This window comes from Enterobacter cloacae complex sp. P38RS (genome assembly GCF_014930775.1).
Lineage (GTDB): Bacteria > Pseudomonadota > Gammaproteobacteria > Enterobacterales > Enterobacteriaceae > Enterobacter > Enterobacter bugandensis.
On record NZ_JADBRS010000013.1, the window covers coordinates 82,650 to 101,170 of the forward strand.

15 protein-coding genes are annotated in these 18,521 nt (G+C 57.9%); 9 read left to right on the plus strand and 6 right to left on the minus strand.

The window, feature by feature from the left end:
• Window positions 1-30: 30 nt before the first annotated feature.
• Window positions 31-420 (minus strand): hypothetical protein, encoded by a 390-nt coding sequence (locus IM303_RS15410; protein ID WP_193360066.1) that lies wholly within the window; start codon window positions 418-420, stop codon window positions 31-33.
• Window positions 421-739: 319 nt separating this feature from the next.
• On the minus strand, window positions 740-1,789 hold the full coding sequence (locus tag IM303_RS15415) for an AI-2E family transporter (protein WP_193360067.1): 1,050 nt from the start codon (window positions 1,787-1,789) through the stop codon (window positions 740-742).
• 145 nt (window positions 1,790-1,934) lie between these two features.
• Here IM303_RS15415 and IM303_RS15420 point away from each other — a divergent pair, with 145 nt between their 5' ends.
• Window positions 1,935-3,152 (plus strand): MFS transporter, encoded by a 1,218-nt coding sequence (locus IM303_RS15420; RefSeq protein ID WP_041911894.1) that lies wholly within the window; start codon window positions 1,935-1,937, stop codon window positions 3,150-3,152.
• A gap of 4 nt (window positions 3,153-3,156) precedes the next feature.
• Here the strand turns inward: IM303_RS15420 and IM303_RS15425 are convergent, their stop codons facing one another.
• Both IM303_RS15425 and IM303_RS15430 read right to left on the minus strand, forming a co-directional pair.
• Window positions 3,157-3,714: a DcrB family lipoprotein gene (locus IM303_RS15425; protein WP_028014694.1), complete on the minus strand. Its 558-nt coding sequence runs from the start codon at window positions 3,712-3,714 to the stop codon at window positions 3,157-3,159.
• 72 nt (window positions 3,715-3,786) lie between these two features.
• Complete coding sequence (locus IM303_RS15430; RefSeq protein WP_028014693.1) at window positions 3,787-4,452, minus strand: 7-cyano-7-deazaguanine/7-aminomethyl-7-deazaguanine transporter; 666 nt, start codon at window positions 4,450-4,452, stop codon at window positions 3,787-3,789.
• Between the two features lie 167 nt (window positions 4,453-4,619).
• Between IM303_RS15430 and tusA the strand changes: the two genes are divergently transcribed.
• On the plus strand, window positions 4,620-4,862 hold the full coding sequence (gene tusA / locus IM303_RS15435) for a sulfurtransferase TusA (protein WP_008503071.1): 243 nt from the start codon (window positions 4,620-4,622) through the stop codon (window positions 4,860-4,862).
• Between the two features lie 64 nt (window positions 4,863-4,926).
• Here the strand turns inward: tusA and yhgN are convergent, their stop codons facing one another.
• Window positions 4,927-5,520 carry an NAAT family transporter YhgN gene (yhgN, locus tag IM303_RS15440; protein ID WP_003861574.1) on the minus strand — a complete coding sequence of 198 codons (594 nt, stop codon included), beginning with the start codon at window positions 5,518-5,520 and terminating at the stop codon, window positions 4,927-4,929.
• A gap of 177 nt (window positions 5,521-5,697) precedes the next feature.
• Here yhgN and asd point away from each other — a divergent pair, with 177 nt between their 5' ends.
• From asd to glgP, 6 genes are all read left to right on the plus strand, one after another.
• Window positions 5,698-6,801 carry an aspartate-semialdehyde dehydrogenase gene (gene asd / locus IM303_RS15445; protein ID WP_022649649.1) on the plus strand — a complete coding sequence of 368 codons (1,104 nt, stop codon included), beginning with the start codon at window positions 5,698-5,700 and terminating at the stop codon, window positions 6,799-6,801.
• 239 nt (window positions 6,802-7,040) lie between these two features.
• Window positions 7,041-9,227, plus strand: coding sequence for a 1,4-alpha-glucan branching enzyme (gene glgB / locus IM303_RS15450; RefSeq protein ID WP_192971947.1), 2,187 nt, complete (start codon window positions 7,041-7,043; stop codon window positions 9,225-9,227).
• On the plus strand, window positions 9,224-11,197 hold the full coding sequence (gene glgX, locus IM303_RS15455; protein ID WP_193360068.1) for a glycogen debranching protein GlgX: 1,974 nt from the start codon (window positions 9,224-9,226) through the stop codon (window positions 11,195-11,197). The genes glgB and glgX overlap by 4 nt, the downstream gene beginning before the upstream one ends.
• A 17-nt stretch (window positions 11,198-11,214) precedes the next feature.
• Entirely contained in the window at window positions 11,215-12,510 is a 1,296-nt protein-coding gene (gene glgC, locus IM303_RS15460; protein ID WP_028014690.1) for a glucose-1-phosphate adenylyltransferase, read from the plus strand.
• Window positions 12,510-13,943 carry a glycogen synthase GlgA gene (glgA, locus tag IM303_RS15465; protein ID WP_041911898.1) on the plus strand — a complete coding sequence of 478 codons (1,434 nt, stop codon included), beginning with the start codon at window positions 12,510-12,512 and terminating at the stop codon, window positions 13,941-13,943. The genes glgC and glgA overlap by 1 nt, the downstream gene beginning before the upstream one ends.
• Window positions 13,944-13,961: 18 nt before the next feature.
• Window positions 13,962-16,409: a glycogen phosphorylase gene (gene glgP, locus IM303_RS15470; protein WP_193360069.1), complete on the plus strand. Its 2,448-nt coding sequence runs from the start codon at window positions 13,962-13,964 to the stop codon at window positions 16,407-16,409.
• Window positions 16,410-16,445: 36 nt separating this feature from the next.
• On the opposite strand, the gene glpD is transcribed toward glgP, so the two are convergent.
• Window positions 16,446-17,954, minus strand: a complete 1,509-nt coding sequence (glpD, locus tag IM303_RS15475) for a glycerol-3-phosphate dehydrogenase (RefSeq protein ID WP_041911900.1) — start codon at window positions 17,952-17,954, stop codon at window positions 16,446-16,448.
• A gap of 188 nt (window positions 17,955-18,142) precedes the next feature.
• On the opposite strand from glpD, the gene glpE reads away from it, so the two are divergent.
• Complete coding sequence (glpE, locus tag IM303_RS15480; RefSeq protein WP_028014686.1) at window positions 18,143-18,475, plus strand: thiosulfate sulfurtransferase GlpE; 333 nt, start codon at window positions 18,143-18,145, stop codon at window positions 18,473-18,475.
• Window positions 18,476-18,521: the final 46 nt, after the last annotated feature.

Below are 18,521 nucleotides of genomic sequence, written 5' to 3' on the forward strand. Positions count from 1 at the left end.
GGCCATGTCCGGCCCGACTTTAGAAAAATATTACAGCGCGGCACCCGCAGAAAGGTTCAGCTGAATATCATGGTCGAGGTTGTTCACCCAGCGGTTATAATTTTTGTGAATTTTACCGTCTGCCGCTTTCAGGTTCAGGCTGCTTTCGTAATTAATTGAATAACTTGTCGCAGAGTAGGGAATACGCACCTGGACCGAGTGATCGCGTGCCTGCAGACGGCCCCTAATCACGCCCGGGCCCGCTTCCGTCATGATCCAGTCACGCTTCTGGCCTGCTTTCAAAATGGCTGTTTTCACCTGATCGGCAGTATGACCCGCGCTCACGACAGAGTGAACCTGAGCGATAGGGGCGGTACGCGCACAGCCAGCCAGTGCGCCAACGAATACGGCGGCAGCGCACCATTTAACGAGCTTTTTCATCAACAACTCCATATAAATAATAACAATTAAAGGTAGTGTTTTTTACAAATAAGCATCACCAGGCTTAGGGATTAAGTCAGGTGTGTTTTTAATCAATATTAATGTTTACATTACGTCGTCGCTAAGGCGGGGTATAATATCACGCAAAATAATTAATCATTCCGTTTTTTTTAATTTGATTTAAGGGGTGTTGCATTTAAGCGAAATCTGGATGAGTTGATAAAAAACGGAAGGAATAAGCCTTAACGCAAATAAAAATACCGCGACGGTGAGCGTCGCGGTATTTGACGGTATAAACCCGTTTATACAGACAGATACGTTACCCCGGCAACCGGCTTTTCGGCCGCCCCGGCCCAAGCAGGATCGCCAGCTTGCTGCCCCCTTTGGTGGTTTCCATCCAGATTTTACATACGCTGGTCAGCGGGACCGACAGCAGCATGCCGACAGGGCCCAGCAGCCATCCCCAAATCAGCAAGGATAAAAACACCACCAGCGTCGACATGCCCAGCCGGTGCCCCATCATGCGCGGTTCAAGAATGTTGCCCAGCACCATATGCACGACGAGGAACAGCGCTCCGACCAGCATACATTCGTAGAAACCGTTAAACAGAAACGCCTGAATCATCGGCGGCACGGCGGAAAGCACCGCGCCAATATTCGGCACGTAGTTCAGCAGAAACGCCAGCACCCCCCACATCAGCGCGAACTGAACATCCATCAGCATCAGCCCCAGCCAGACAATAATCCCAGTCCAGACGCTCAGCAGCGTTTTCAGCGCCAGATATTTGGAGACGCCCTTTAAGGCGCGGTGTAGGCCGGCAATGTGTATTTGCGGGTTATTTAAAGCAAAGCGCAGCTTATACGGAACATGGCGCACTTCGAACAGCATAAACACCACCGTCATGACCAGCAGCAAAATGCTGGCCATCGCGCCGGAAAGACCGGTCATCAGCGTGGTGGCGTAGGTCATGACCTTCTCGGAATCCATCCTGCGCAGCATCCGTTCTGGCGAAATATGCAGGTTAAGAAAGGGCATCATCTCCTGCAGCGCGACGATTTTACGCGTCAGCTCTTTATTGTACTGCGGCAACATGGTGGAGAATTCGCTCAGCGATGCCGCCAGTACGCCGAAGAGCGCCGTCAGGCCAATCAGCATCACGATAACCACGATGGTGATGGCCACCGGGCGGCTCACGCCCCGGCGTAAAAACCAGGTCACCAGCGGATTGAGGACAATAGCAAAAAAGAGCGCCAGCAGGAGCTGGACGATAATGTCAGCGGCAGCATGTATACCCGCAAGGATAACCACCAGACAGGCGAGTTTTAATAAGATGTGGAGTCCTGCTTTATCAGGCTGGGGAGCTGACATGCGTGTTCCTTAGTAAGATGACCCGATAAGTGTAGTGCCTTAGGGCCGCTTCGTCTGGCACCGATAATCTGAAAGTCGGGGCTGATTTTCTTATTGCTCCGTGGTAATAGTGAAACACTGTTGCAAAAAATTCAGGTAGAACCCCATGCCAGAACCTGCCGCCGAACCGGCGCTGAGCGGATTGCGCCTCAATCTGCGCATTGTTTCCGTCGTTATCTTCAACTTTGCCAGCTATTTAACGATCGGCCTGCCGCTGGCGGTTCTGCCGGGCTACGTCCATGACGTGATGGGTTTTAGCGCGTTCTGGGCGGGGCTGGTCATCAGCCTGCAGTATTTCGCCACGCTCCTTAGCCGCCCGCACGCCGGGCGCTACGCCGACCTGTTCGGTCCCAAAAGCATTGTGGTAGTGGGATTGTGCGGCTGTTTCCTCAGTGGTCTGAGCTACCTGCTGGCTGCCGCTACCAGCCACTGGCCGCTGGTCAGCCTGGCGCTGCTTTGCCTGGGCCGCGTCATTCTCGGGATTGGGCAAAGCCTGGCAGGAACCGGCTCGACGCTATGGGGTGTGGGGGTTGTCGGTGCACCACACATTGGCCGGGTTATCTCGTGGAACGGGATCGTCACCTACGGGGCGATGGCGCTCGGCGCGCCGCTTGGCGTGGCCTGTTACGCCTTTGGCGGTCTGTATGGACTGTCGCTGACCATAATAGCGGTCGCGCTTGTGGCGATACTGTTTGCGCTGCCGCGCCCGAAGGTGAAGGCCAGCAAGGGCAAGCCGCTGCCGTTTCGGGCCGTGCTGGGGCGCGTCTGGCCGTACGGCATGGCGCTGGCCCTGGCGACCACCGGCTTCGGCGTCATTGCGACCTTCATTACCCTGTTTTATGACGCCAAAGGCTGGGAGGGCGCGGCCTTTGCGTTAACCCTCTTCAGCGGTGCGTTTGTTGGCGCACGCCTGCTTTTCCCGAACGGTATCAACCGTCTGGGCGGGCTGAACGTGGCGATGATCTGCTTTACGGTAGAGATTGTCGGGCTGCTGTTAACCGGCATCGCCAGCGCGCCCTGGATGGCGAAAATTGGCGTCTTCCTGGCGGGAGCTGGTTTCTCGCTGGTCTTCCCGGCGCTGGGCGTGGTGGCGGTTAAAGCGGTGCCGCAGCAGAATCAGGGGGCGGCGCTGGCGACCTATACGGTATTTATGGATATGTCTTTAGGCATAACCGGGCCGCTGGCGGGGCTGGTGATGGCCTGGGCGGGGGTACCGGTGATCTATCTTGCCGCGGCGGGTCTGGTGATAATTGCCCTGCTGCTGACGTGGCGGCTAAAAAAATGGCCCCCGGTGCAGGCACCGGAGGCCACGTCATCGTCGTGAAGGGTTACTGGATCACGATGGTGTTAATGATGTTTTCAGCAGCCGTCTGCGCTTTCTGCTGATCTTCCGCTGGCAGGGTGATCTGCAGGGTCAGCAGTTTGTTATCAACCTTGCCCAGCACCACAGAAGACCAGGCGGTCTGGCCTTTCGCGGAGATGATGCTGTCCAGCTGCTGCAGCTTATGGCCTTTCAGCTCGATGGATTTATTGGTTACCACCTGCAGCTGCGGATCGCGGCCGCGCTGCTGATCTTCCAGACGTTTGGACAGGACGGCCAGGTCTTCGCTGGTGTCGTCGCCCACAATCACAATGACCGCTTTCTGGCCGGTTGCGTCGGAGTAAACGTGCATGTTATTCGCCTGGGTGCCCAGCTTGCCGCTCTGGTCAGTCATATCGGCTGGCAGAGAGAAACTGAGTTTGCCATCCATCAGATTCACCGGTTGACCGGTCGCGTTGCTTTCTGCGGATGCGCCCTGAGCAGGCGTTTTTGTGTCGCTGTTATCACAGGCTGCAAGACCCACAACCAGCAGGCCAATCCCGACATATTTAACCAGATTGCGCATTGACTTCTTCCTTTCGATAAACGGCCATAGCGGCTCATTCACCCATCTTATCACAACTGATAAAGCGAACCCTTAACCAGCCTGCAATGCCGTGATTTCAGATTTATCTGCCAGCCTTTTCAGCAGCATATTCAGCAGCACGCCGTACATCGGCAGGAAGAAAACAATGCTGATGAGCACCTTGAAGCAGTAGTCCACCAGCGCGATCTCCATCCAGTGCTCGGCCATAAAGGCATCCGGGCTGCGCCAGAAGGCGATGAAGAAGAAGGCCAGCGTATCGCTCACGTTGCCGAACAGCGTGGACGCGGTCGGCGCCATCCACCAGCGGTGATTCTGACGCAGGCGGTTAAACACGTGCACGTCGAGGATCTGCCCCAGCGCGTAGGCCATAAAGCTTGCCGCGGCGATACGGGCGACAAACAGGTTGAAGTGTGTCAGCGCCTCAAAGCCTTGCCAGCTTCCCATGTAAAACAGGGAGGAGATCACGTACGAGATGAACAGCGCCGGAAGCATGACCGCAAAGATAATGCGGCGTGCCAGCGGTGCGCCGAAGATACGCACGGTCAGATCGGTGGCGAGGAAAATAAACGGAAAGCTGAACGCGCCCCAGGTGGTATGAAAACCAAAAATGGAGATCGGGAGCTGCACCAGGTAGTTGCTGGAGGTGATCACCAGCAAATGGAAAAGCGAAAGCCAGAACAACGCTTTTACGCGCTGTGATTCAGAGAACTGCGTCATATTGTGACCTTTTTATACGTTGGGGTGAGGGAACCCAATAAAAACCGCAGCATGATACTGCTTTGGCTGGACATTGCAATGGTTGGTTTTTGCGCAATCGTTAACCTGGTTTGCATTGCCCGCGCCGGGGCGTAAACTACTGCCGTTTTTATCTGACCGAGAAGATCATGACCGACCTGTTTTCCAGCCCAGACCACACCCTTGATGCCCAGGGCCTTCGCTGCCCGGAGCCGGTAATGATGGTACGTAAGACCGTGCGTAACATGCAGACCGGTGAAACGCTGCTGATTATTGCTGACGATCCGGCCACCACGCGCGATATTCCCGGTTTTTGTACCTTTATGGAGCATGAACTGGTGGCGCAGCAGACCGAGGCGCTGCCGTACCGGTATTTGATTCGTAAGGGGTAGGTGGGCTGTCCTCTGCGGCCTGATGCCCTCACCCCGGCCCTCTCCCACGGGGAGAGGGAGAAAGTCATCCTTTCATCCACGCCCGGATGCCGTCCAGGAACATCTGCGTCGCCATCATTACCAGAATCAGCCCCATCAGACGCTCCAGCGCGTTCACCCCTTTCTCACCCAGCAGGCGCAGGAACAGCGACGACTGCAGCAGAATAATAAATGTTCCGCCCCAGGCAATCAGCAGGGCAATCACCAGATGGCTCATCTGATTCGGATACTGATGCGACAGCAGCATCAGCGTCGCCAGAATGGTTGGCCCCGCGACGAGGGGAATCGCCAGCGGCACGATAAACGGCTCTTCGCCTGCGGGCAGGCCGCTGCTGCTGCCTTCGGCGCTCGGGAAGATCATCTTAATGGCAATCAGGAAGAGAATAATCCCGCCGGAAATGGAAACCGTTTCGGCGCGCAGGTTCAGGAACGCGAGAATTTTTTCACCGGCAAACAGGAAGATAAACATCACCAGCAGGGCGATAAGCAGCTCGCGGATCATGATCGCCCGGCGGCGCTTCGGCTCGGTGTGCTTCAGCACCGACATGAAGATGGGCAGGTTGCCCAGTGGATCCATTATCAGGATCAATAAAACCGCTGCTGAAATGATTTCACTCATGTAAATTATCCCTGAAACTCTCTATGGTTATTATGATAATTAGCTGTATTTCTGATTGCCGGGCAATCATCGATTAATTTCGCTTGCGACTTTGGCAGCATTTTGTAATGTGAAGCATATCCCAGTTCAATACTGGCTTGCACAATCAGCACACACCCTCAGCAGGAAAAAAATGCTATGAAAAACGTTGGTTTCATCGGCTGGCGCGGTATGGTCGGCTCTGTACTCATGCAACGCATGGTTGAAGAGCGCGATTTCGACGCTATCCGCCCGGTCTTCTTCTCCACTTCCCAGCTCGGCCAGGCTGCTCCGTCCTTTGGTGGTACCACAGGCACGTTGCAGGACGCTTACGATCTGGAAGCGCTGAAGGCACTCGACATTATTGTGACCTGCCAGGGCGGCGATTATACCAACGAAATCTATCCAAAGCTGCGTGAAAGCGGCTGGCAGGGCTACTGGATTGACGCGGCCTCTTCACTGCGCATGAAAGACGATGCCATCATTATTCTCGACCCGGTTAACCAGGACGTCATCACCGACGGCCTGAACAACGGCGTGAAAACCTTTGTTGGCGGTAACTGCACCGTCAGCCTGATGCTGATGTCACTCGGCGGCCTGTTCGCGCAGGACCTGGTGGAGTGGGTCTCCGTGGCGACCTACCAGGCCGCGTCCGGCGGCGGCGCGCGCCACATGCGCGAGCTGCTGACCCAGATGGGCCAGCTGCACCAAAGCGTCGCGACCGAGCTGGCAAACCCGGCGTCCGCCATCCTCGACATCGAGCGCAAAGTCACTCAGCTGACCCGCAGCGGCGAGCTGCCGGTGGATAACTTTGGCGTACCGCTGGCCGGCGGTCTGATCCCGTGGATCGACAAACAGCTGGATAACGGCCAGACCCGCGAAGAGTGGAAGGGCCAGGCGGAGACCAACAAAATTCTCGCCACCGCGAATACCATTCCGGTTGACGGTCTGTGCGTGCGTATCGGCGCGCTGCGCTGCCACAGTCAGGCCTTCACCATTAAACTGAAAAAAGATGTGTCTATTCCGACCGTGGAAGAGCTGCTGGCCGCGCACAACCCGTGGGCGAAAGTGGTACCAAACGATCGCGATATCACCATGCGTGAACTGACCCCGGCTGCCGTTACCGGCACGCTGACCACGCCGGTTGGCCGCCTGCGCAAGCTGAACATGGGGCCGGAGTATCTCTCCGCGTTCACCGTCGGCGACCAGCTCCTGTGGGGGGCCGCCGAGCCGCTGCGCCGCATGCTGCGCCAGCTGGCGTAATAATTTGTTAAACACGGGGGGTGATTGTCACCCCCTTTTTTTGCGTACTACATGGAGTAAAACGCAGATGTCTTATTTTTTATCAGGAGGAACCACGACGTTGGCTATGCTTTAAGGAAGATTTATTTCTCACCTGAGGGTAGGGCGGAGCAGAGAGGATCAACTGCACCGTTTAGGTCACATTAAAAGTCGTCCCGGAGCGCGTAAAAAGGGCGACATAAAAAAACAGGATGAATACCATGTCCGATCGTATTTCGAGAGACGTGATTAATGCGCTTATTGCGGGTCATTTTGCAGACCCCTTTTCTGTGCTAGGGATGCACCGTACAGAGGCCGGACTGGAAGTTCGGGCGCTGTTGCCGGATGCGACAGAAGTGTGGGTTATCGAACCCAAAACCGGCCGCAAGGTGGGTAATCTGGAATGCCTCGATTCGCGCGGCTTCTTCTCGGGCGTCATGCCCCGCCGTAAAAACCCCTTTCGCTATCAGCTCGCCGTTATCTGGCACGGCCAGCAAAACCTGATTGACGATCCCTACAGCTTTGGGCCGCTCTTAAAAGAGATGGATGCCTGGCTGCTGTCCGAAGGGACCCATTTACGCCCTTACGAAACGCTGGGTGCCCACGCGGATACCATGGACGGTATCACCGGCACGCGCTTTGCCGTATGGGCGCCAAACGCCCAGCGCGTCTCCGTCGTTGGGCAGTTCAACTACTGGGACGGTCGCCGCCACCCGATGCGCCTGCGCCGTGAGACGGGCATCTGGGAGCTGTTTATCCCCGGGGCGCATAATGGCCAGCTCTACAAATTTGAGATGATCGACGCGCACGGCAAGCTGCGCATTAAAGCCGACCCGTACGCCTTCGAGGCGCAGATGCGCCCGGATACCGCATCGCTGATCTGCGGCCTGCCGGAGAAGGTCGTCCAGACTGAGGAGCGCAAGCAGGCCAACCGCTTTGATGCGCCGATCTCCGTTTACGAAGTGCATCTCGGCTCCTGGCGCCGCCACACGGACAACAACTTCTGGCTCAGCTACCGGGAGCTCGCCGACCAGCTGGTGCCGTACGCCAAATGGATGGGCTTTACCCACCTCGAACTGCTGCCGGTTAACGAGCACCCGTTCGACGGCAGCTGGGGCTATCAGCCCACCGGGCTGTATGCGCCCACGCGGCGCTTCGGCACGCGCGATGATTTCCGTTATTTCATTGATGCCGCGCACGCCGCCGGGCTGAACGTGATCCTCGACTGGGTCCCGGGCCATTTCCCGTCGGACGATTTTGCGCTGGCAGAGTTCGACGGCACGAAGCTGTACGAGCACAGCGACCCGCGCGAAGGCTATCACCAGGACTGGAACACGCTGATCTACAACTACGGTCGCCGTGAAGTGTCGAATTACCTGGTGGGGAATGCGCTGTACTGGATCGAACGCTTCGGCATTGATGCCCTGCGCGTGGATGCGGTGGCCTCGATGATCTACCGCGACTACAGCCGCAAAGAGGGGGAGTGGATCCCGAACGAGTATGGCGGCCGTGAAAACCTCGAAGCGATTGAATTTCTGCGCAACACCAACCGCATCATCGGCGAGCAGGTGGAAGGCGCCGTGACCATGGCGGAAGAGTCGACGGACTTTGCGGGCGTCTCCCGCCCTCCGTCATCAGGCGGCCTGGGGTTCTGGTACAAGTGGAACCTGGGCTGGATGCACGACACGCTCGACTACATGAAGCTCGACCCGGTTTATCGTCAGTATCACCACGATAAGCTCACCTTCGGGCTGCTCTACAACTACACCGAAAACTTCATGCTGCCGCTGTCGCATGATGAAGTGGTGCACGGCAAAAAATCCATTCTCGACCGCATGCCGGGCGACGCGTGGCAGAAGTTTGCCAACCTGCGCGCCTACTACGGCTGGATGTTTGCCTTCCCGGGCAAAAAGCTGCTGTTTATGGGCAATGAGTTCGCCCAGGGTCGCGAGTGGAACCACGACACCAGCCTCGACTGGCATCTGCTGGAGGGCGGCGACAACTGGCACCACGGCGTACAGCGTCTGGTGCGCGACCTGAACCTGACCTACCGCCACCACAAAGCGCTACACGAGCTGGACTTTGATCCGTACGGCTTTGAGTGGCTGGTGGTGGACGACCACGAGCGCTCGGTGTTTGTCTTTGTACGTCGCGATAAAGCGGGCAACGAGATTATCGTCGCCAGCAACTTTACGCCGGTGCCGCGCGAACACTACCGCTTCGGCATTAACCAGCCGGGCAAATGGCGCGAGATCCTGAATACCGATTCCATGCATTACCACGGCAGTAACGCCGGTAACGGCGGGCTGGTGCAGAGCGATGCGATTGAAAGCCACGGGCGTCCAAACTCCCTGAGCCTGATGCTGCCGCCGCTTGGCACCATCTGGCTGATGCGGGAGGGAGAATGACGCAGCTTACGGCAGGTAAACCCGAACCGCTCGGCGCGAGTTTTGACGGAAAGGGGGTGAACTTCACGCTCTTTTCTGCTCACGCGGAGCGGGTGGAGCTCTGCGTGTTTGACGGGGAGGGTAACGAGCACCGTTACGATTTACCGTCCCGCACGGGAGACATCTGGCACGGTTACCTGTCCGGCGGGCGTCCGGGAATGCACTACGGTTTTCGCGTACACGGCCCGTGGGAGCCTTCTCAGGGGCACTGGTTTAACCCGGCGAAGCTGCTGATTGACCCGTGCGCGCGCCGCGTGGACGGCGAGTTTAAAGACGACCCACTGTTCCACGTCGGCTACGGCGAACCGGACCACCGCGACAGCGCGCCCGTCGCGCCGAAAAGCGCGGTGGTGCACGATCTCTACGACTGGGAGGACGATGCCCCGCCGCGCACGCCGTGGGGTAACACCGTCATCTATGAAGCGCACGTCAAAGGGCTGACCTACCTGCACCCGTCGATCCCCAAAGAGATGCGCGGCACCTACAAAGCGCTGGGGCATCCGACCATGGTCGCTTACCTGAAGCATTTGGGCATCACCGCGCTGGAGCTGCTTCCGGTGGCGCATTTCGCCAGCGAGCCGCGTCTTCAGCGTCTTGGGTTAAGCAACTACTGGGGCTACAACCCGCTGGCGATGTTCGCTCTCGACCCGCGCTACGCGGTGCATCCGGAGAAAGCGCGGGACGAGTTTCGCGACGCGGTGAAGGCACTCCACGCCGCGGGCATTGAGGTCATTCTGGACGTGGTGCTGAACCACAGTGCGGAAAGCGATCTTGACGGCCCGACGCTCTCACAGCGCGGAATCGATAACCGTAGCTATTATTGGATCAGGGAAGATGGCGATTACGAGAACTGGACCGGGTGCGGTAACACCCTCAACCTCAGCCATCCTGCCGTTACGCATTACGCGTACGAATGCCTGAAATACTGGGTAGAGACGTTCCACGTGGACGGTTTTCGTTTCGACCTGGCGCCGGTGATGGGGCGCACCCCAGCATTTAGCCAGCAGGCACCGCTGTTTGAGGCGATAAAAAACTGCCCGGTGCTCTCAACGGTGAAGCTCATCGCAGAGCCGTGGGACATCGGTGAAGGCGGTTATCAGGTGGGGAACTTCCCGCCGCTGTTTGCCGAGTGGAACGACCACTACCGCGATGCCATCCGCCGCTTCTGGCTGGCGCGCGATTTGCCGCTGGGCGAGTTCGCCGGACGCTTTGCCGGCTCCAGCGATCTCTTTAAGCGCGACGGAAAACGTCCGTCGGCCACCATCAACCTGGTGACGGCGCATGACGGTTTTACGCTGCGCGACTGCGTTTGTTTCAATCAGAAACACAATGAGGCCAACGGCGAAGAGAATCGCGATGGCACTAACAATAACCATAGCTTCAATCATGGTATAGAAGGGTTAGGCGGAAGTCTGGATGTGATCGAGCGGCGACGCGCCAGCGTTCATGCGCTGCTGACGACGCTTTTGCTGTCTCAGGGCACGCCGATGCTGCTGGCGGGCGACGAGCACGGCCACAGCCAGCACGGCAATAACAACGCCTATTGCCAGGACAATACCTTAACCTGGCTCGACTGGGGGGAGGCGAACAGCGGGTTGACCCATTTCACCGCGGCGCTGATCCACCTTCGCCAGCAGATCCCCGCCCTTACCGCCGACAGCTGGTGGGAAGAGGGCGACGGCAACGTTAGCTGGCTGAATAAAGACGCGCAGCCGTTGAGCGCGCAAGAGTGGCAACACGGCATCACCTGCCTGCAAATCCAGCTTTCGGATAAGTGGCTGGTGACGCTGAACGCGACGGACGACGTCGCAGAGATTGTTTTACCTGACGGGGAGTGGCGAGCTGTTCCCCCCTTTGCCGGAGCGGATAATCCGGTAGTAATGGCTGTCTGGCACGGGCCTGCGCACGGAGTGTGCGTATTCCAAAGATGATAAAAAAGGAGTTAGTCATGGTTAGATTAGAGAAGAACGATCCGTTAATGTTGGCGCGCCAGCTACCATTAAAAACCGTTGCCCTGATACTTGCGGGCGGGCGTGGTACCCGTCTGAAAGATTTGACCATCAAGCGCGCCAAGCCGGCCGTTCACTTTGGTGGTAAGTTCCGCATTATCGACTTTGCGCTCTCAAACTGCCTGAACTCGGGCATTCGCCGCATTGGCGTCATTACGCAGTATCAGTCGCACACCCTGGTGCAGCACATTCAGCGCGGCTGGTCATTCTTCAGCGAAGAGATGAACGAGTTTGTCGATCTGCTCCCAGCGCAGCAGCGCGTACACGGGGAAAACTGGTACCGCGGCACGGCGGATGCGGTGACCCAAAACCTCGACATTATTCGCCGCTACAGCGCGGAATACATCGTGATCCTCGCGGGTGACCACATCTACAAGCAGGATTACTCGCACATGCTGATCGACCACGTCGAAAAAGGGGCGCGCTGCACCGTGGCGTGTCTGCCGGTGCCCGTTGCCGAGGCGACGGCGTTTGGCGTGATGCACGTGGATGCGGACGACAAGATTATCGACTTCGTTGAAAAACCGGCGAACCCGCCAACCATGCCGGGCGATGACACCAAATCGCTCGCCAGCATGGGGATCTATGTCTTTGATGCAGATTATCTTTATGAGCTGCTCGAAGAAGACGACAAAGACGAAAGCTCCAGCCACGACTTCGGTAAAGACATCATCCCGAAAATTACCAAAGCTGGCATGGCCTATGCACATCCCTTCCCATTGTCCTGCGTGCAGTCCGACCCGAATGCGGAGCCTTACTGGCGTGATGTGGGAACCCTGGAAGCGTACTGGAAAGCCAACCTCGATCTGGCGTCCGTGACGCCTGAGCTGGATATGTACGACCAGAACTGGCCGATTCGTACCCACATGGAATCCCTGCCGCCGGCGAAGTTCGTGCAGGACCGATCCGGCAGCCACGGCATGACCCTGAACTCGCTGGTCTCCGGCGGGTGCATCATCTCCGGTTCGGTGGTGGTGCAGTCCGTGCTGTTCCCGCGCGTGCGTATAAACTCATTCTGTAATATCGATTCGGCGGTTCTGCTGCCGGATGTCTGGGTAGGGCGTTCGTGTCGTCTGCGTCGCTGCGTGATAGACCGCGCCTGCGTCATTCCAGAGGGAATGGTGATTGGTGAAAACGCGGAAGAAGATGCGCGTCGCTTCTACCGTTCTGAAGAGGGGATCGTGTTAGTCACACGGGAAATGTTGCGGAAGCTGCAGATCAAACAGGAGCGATGATGCAGGTTTTACACGTATGTTCTGAGATGTTCCCGTTGTTAAAAACGGGCGGCCTGGCGGATGTTCTTGGTGCATTACCGGCGGCGCAAATCGCCGGTGGAGTCGATACCCGCGTCCTGCTGCCCGCCTTCCCGGATATCCGGCGCGGCATACCTGATGCAAAGGTCGTGACCCGCCGTGAAACGTTTGCCGGACGCATCACCCTGCTGTTTGGGCATTACAACGGCGTAGGGATCTACCTGATCGACGCGCCGCATCTGTACGACCGTCCGGGCAGCCCGTATCACGATACCAACCTGTTCGCCTATACCGATAACGTGCTGCGCTTTGCACTGCTCGGCTGGGTGGGGGCGGAGATGGCCGTCGGGCTGGATCCATTCTGGCGTCCGGATGTGGTCCACGCGCACGACTGGCACGCCGGGCTGACGCCAGCGTATCTGGCGGCAAAAGGGCATCCGGCAAAATCGGTGTTTACGGTGCACAACCTGGCGTATCAGGGCATGTACTATGCGCATCATATGAATGACATCGATCTGCCATGGTCGTTCTATAACATGCACGGGCTGGAGTTCAACGGGCAAATTTCGTTCCTGAAGGCCGGGCTGTACTACGCCGACCACATCACGGCGGTGAGCCCCACCTACGCGCGTGAAATTACCCAGCCGGAGTTTGGCTACGGTCTGGAAGGGCTGCTGCAGCAGCGCCATCGTGAAGGCCGCCTGTCGGGCATTTTGAACGGCGTGGATGAGCAGATCTGGAGCCCTGAAACCGATCTCCTGCTGGCCGCGCGCTATGGCCGCGACTCGGTGGAAGATAAAGCCGAGAACAAGCGCCAGCTGCAAATTGCGATGGGGCTGAAGGTTAACGACAAGGTGCCGCTGTTTGCGGTGGTCAGCCGCCTGACCAGCCAGAAAGGGCTGGATCTGGTGCTGGAGGCGCTGCCCGGTTTACTGGAGCAGGGCGGACAGCTGGCGCTGCTCGGCGCGGGCGACCCGGTGCTGCAGGAAGGTTTCCTCGCCGCCGCCGCGGAACATCCGGGGCAGGTGGGCGTGCAGATTGGCTATCACGAAGCGTTCTCGCACCGCATTATGGGCGGCGCGGACGTGATTCTGGTGCCGAGCCGTTTCGAACCCTGCGGCCTGACGCAGCTCTACGGTCTGAAATACGGCACGCTGCCGCTGGTGCGCCGCACGGGCGGGCTGGCGGATACGGTGTCGGATAGTTCTCTGGAAAACCTGGCGGACGGTATCGCCAGCGGGTTTGTCTTTGAAGACAGTAATGCCTGGTCGCTGCTTCGGGCGATTCGGCGTGCGTTCGTCTTGTGGTCCCGTCCATCCCTGTGGCGTTACGTTCAGCGTCAGGCGATGTCCATGGACTTTAGCTGGCACGTTGCGGCGCAGTCGTACCGCGACCTTTATCAACGCTTGATGTAACGAGGCGAAGTTACTGATATGAACGCTCCATTTAGCTACTCTTCCCCCACGCTCAGCGTTGAGGCGTTAAAGCACTCCATCGCCTACAAGCTGATGTTTACCATCGGGAAAGATCCGGTCATCGCCAACAAGCACGAGTGGCTGAACGCCACCCTGTTTGCGGTGCGTGACCGCATGGTCGAACGCTGGCTGCGCTCTAACCGCGCCCAGCTTTCGCAGGAGACGCGGCAGGTTTACTACCTGTCGATGGAATTTTTGATTGGCCGCACCCTCTCCAACGCGCTGCTGTCGCTCGGTATCTACGACGACGTCAAAACCGCGCTGGAAGAGATGGGGCTGGATTTAGAAGAGCTGATTGACGAAGAGAACGACCCGGGGCTGGGTAACGGTGGTCTCGGGCGTCTTGCCGCCTGCTTCCTTGACTCGCTGGCAACGCTGGCGCTGCCGGGGCGCGGCTACGGTATTCGTTACGACTACGGCATGTTCAAGCAGAACATCGTTGACGGCCGCCAGAAAGAGTCCCCGGACTACTGGCTGGAATACGGCAACCCTTGGGAGTTCAAGCGCCACAACACGCGCTACAAGGTGCGCTTTGGCGGACGCATTCAGCAGGAAGGGAAAAAGTCCCGCTGGGTGGAAACCGAAGAGATCCTCGCCGTGGCCTATGATCAGATCATCCCCGGCTATGACACCGATGCGACCAATACGCTGCGCCTGTGGAACGCCCAGGCGAGTAGCGAAATCAACCTCGGTAAATTTAACCAGGGCGACTACTTTGCGGCGGTGGAAGATAAAAACCACTCCGAGAACGTCTCCCGCGTGCTGTACCCGGATGACTCAACCTACTCCGGGCGTGAGCTGCGCCTGCGTCAGGAGTATTTCCTCGTCTCCGCGACGATTCAGGACATCCTCAGCCGCCACCATCAGCTGCACAAAACCTACGCCAACCTGGCGGAGAAAACCGCGATTCACCTTAACGACACCCATCCGGTGCTCTCCATTCCCGAGCTGATGCGCCTGCTGATCGACGAGCACAAGTTCAGCTGGGACGACGCGTTTGAGGTGACGTGCCAGGTGTTCTCCTACACCAACCACACCCTGATGAGCGAAGCGCTGGAGACCTGGCCGGTGGACATGCTCGGCAAAATTCTGCCGCGCCACCTGCAAATCATCTTCGAGATCAACGACTACTTCCTCAAGACGCTGCAGGAGCAGTATCCGAACGATACCGGGCTGCTGAGCCGTGCCTCGATCATTGATGAATCCAACGGTCGTCGCGTGCGCATGGCCTGGCTGGCGGTTGTCATCAGCCACAAGGTCAACGGGGTGTCCGAGCTGCACTCGAACCTGATGGTGCAGTCCCTGTTTGCGGACTTCGCGAAGATCTTCCCGACGCGCTTCTGCAACGTCACCAACGGCGTTACGCCGCGCCGCTGGCTGGCGCTGGCCAACCAGCCGCTCTCTGACGTGCTGGATGAGAATATCGGCCGCACCTGGCGCACCGATTTGAGCCAGCTGAGCGAGCTTAAGCAGCATATTGATTTCCCGACGGTGAACAAGGCCGTGCGGGAAGCCAAGCTGCTGAACAAGAAACGTCTGGCGGTCTGGCTGGCGATGCACCTCAACGTGGTCGCAAACCCGAAAGCGCTGTTTGACGTGCAGATCAAGCGCATCCACGAGTACAAGCGTCAGCTGATGAACGTGCTGCACGTGATCACCCACTACAACCGCATTAAGGCCGATCCAACCGCAGAGTGGGTGCCGCGCGTGAAGATCTTCGCCGGTAAGGCGGCTTCCGCTTACTATATGGCGAAGCACATTATTCACCTGATCAACGACGTGGCGAAGGTGGTGAACCAAGATCCGGAGATTGGCGACAAGCTGAAGGTGGTATTCATCCCGAACTACAGCGTCAGCCTGGCGCAGCTGATCATCCCGGCGGCAGATCTCTCCGAGCAGATCTCCACGGCGGGAACGGAAGCGTCCGGCACCAGCAACATGAAGTTTGCCCTCAACGGCGCGCTGACCATCGGCACCCTGGACGGGGCGAACGTCGAGATGCTGGAGCACGTAGGAGAAGAGAATATCTTTATCTTCGGCAATACCACCGAAGAAGTGGAGGCGCTGCGCAGGAAAGGCTACTCCCCGCGTGAGTTCTATGAAGGGGATGAAGAGCTACGTCAGGTCCTGACGCAGATTGCGACCGGTGTGTTCAGCCCCGACGAGCCGGGCCGCTATCGCGATCTGGTGGATTCGCTGATTAACTTTGGCGACCACTATCAGGTGCTGGCGGATTATCGCAGCTACGTGGACTTCCAGGATAAAGTGGACGAACTGTACCGTCAGCAGGAGAAGTGGACCAGCGCGGCGATGCACAACATCGCCAACATGGGATATTTCTCGTCTGACAGGACCATCAAGGAGTATGCCGAGAACATCTGGCATATTGATCCGGTGCGGTTGTAAAAACAAAGCCCGGTGGCGCCACCGGGCTTTTTTACATCACGACGCCAGCGACAGCTCACGCTTCCCCGCATGCTGCTGCAGCCACTGCGCCACGCGAGACTGCTGCTCGGCGTTAAGCCACATCCCTTCTTTGGTACGACGCCAGATGGCATCTTCAAGGCGGCGAACCCACTCGTGCTCAACCAGGTAGCGCAGCTCGGCCTCGTACAGCTCGTGGCCGAAATGTTCACCCAGATCGGCAAGCGATTTCGCGTCGCCCAGGAACAGCTCGGTATTGCTGCCGTAGGTGCGGGCGTAGTGGCGCGCCATCCCTTCGGTAATGAACGGGAAGCGACGGCGCAGCTTCGCGGCGTAATCGTCGCGGTTTCCGCCAATATCTCCGCCGGGCAGCACTGCCTCTTTGGTCCACGCCGGGCCAATACCTTTGTAGTACGGCGCCAGTTTTTCCAGCGCGTGCTCGGCCAGCTTGCGGTAGGTAGTCAGCTTGCCGCCAAACACCGACAGCAGCGGTGCCTGACCGTCTACGTCGTGGATATCAAGCGTGTAGTCGCGGGTGATGGCCTGCGGTGAATCAGACTCGTCATCGCACAGCGGACGCACGCCGGAGTAGGTCCAGACCACGTCGTCGCGCGACAGCTGTTTCTTAAAGTGCGCGTTATACACTTTCAACAGGTAGTTCACTTCGCTCTCGTCGATCTCGACGTTCTTCGGATCGCCCTTGTACTCCACGTCGGTGGTGCCGATGATCGAGAATTCGTCCATCCACGGGATCACAAACACGATGCGTTTGTCTTCGTTCTGCAGAATGTAGGCCTGCTTCTGGGTATGCACGCGCGGCACCACAATGTGGCTGCCCTTGATCAGGCGGATGCCGTACGGCGAAGGCAGGTGCATGCCGTCGTCGAAGAACTGCTTCACCCACGGGCCGGTCGCGTTCACCAGGCCGCGCGCTTTCCAGCTGAACTTCTCGCCGGTATCCACGTCTTCTGCTTCCACAATCCACAGGCCGTTTTCACGACGGGCGGCGGTCGCGCGGGTCCGGGTTTTCACCTCGCCGCCTTTCTTCTCGACCATCTGCGCATTCGCCAGAACAAGACGCGCATCGTCCACCCAGCAGTCTGAATATTCGAAACCGCGCACGATTTCCGGCTTAAGGACCGATTCTGAGCCAAAACGCAAACCGTTCGAACCCGGCAGGCTGGTGCGTTTGCCCAGATGATCGTACATAAACAGGCCGATGCGGATCATCCACGCCGGACGCAGGTGCGGGCGGTGCGGCAGGCGGAAGCGCATCGGGATGGCCAGATGCGGGGCCATTTTCAGCAGCACTTCGCGTTCGGCCAGCGCTTCGCTGACCAGGCGGAATTCGTAGTGTTCCAGGTAGCGCAGGCCACCGTGGATCAGCTTGGAGCTGGCGGACGACGTCGCGCAGGCGAGATCGTTAGCTTCCAGCATCAGCACGGATAAACCGCGTCCTGCGGCATCAACCGCAATACCGGCACCGTTGATGCCACCGCCTATCACAATCAGATCTTTGGTTTCCATAACACCCTCATGCACTTTCGTTAAAGCTCAAAAATGTTCGATATCGCTCATAATAGCAAAGGAACGCGCTTTTGGTAACATCAAAAAAACAATTTAGAGTGATATGGATAACATAATGGCGTTTACCCGCCGCCAGGACGTACACTACGGGGTAAAATCTTGTCGTTGACCACTGTAAAGAGAACACCATGGATCAGTTTGAATGTATTAACGTAGAAGAAGCCCACCAGAAGATGCACCAGGGAAAAGCGGTGCTGGTGGACATCCGCGACCCGCAGAGTTTTGCGATGGGCCACACGCCGGGCGCGTTTCATCTGACCAACGACACGCTGGGCGCGTTTATGCGCGATAACGACTTCGAAACGCCCGTTATGGTCATGTGCTACCACGGCAACAGCAGCAAAGGCGCGGCGCAGTATCTGATTCAGCAAGGCTATGACGCGGTTTACAGCGTCGACGGCGGCTTTGATGCCTGGCATCGTCATTTCCCGGCAGAAGTGGAATACGCGTTTGAGCGCTAATCCCGCTATACTGTCCCCTTTTGTGTGGAAATAAGCGACCGCTGCC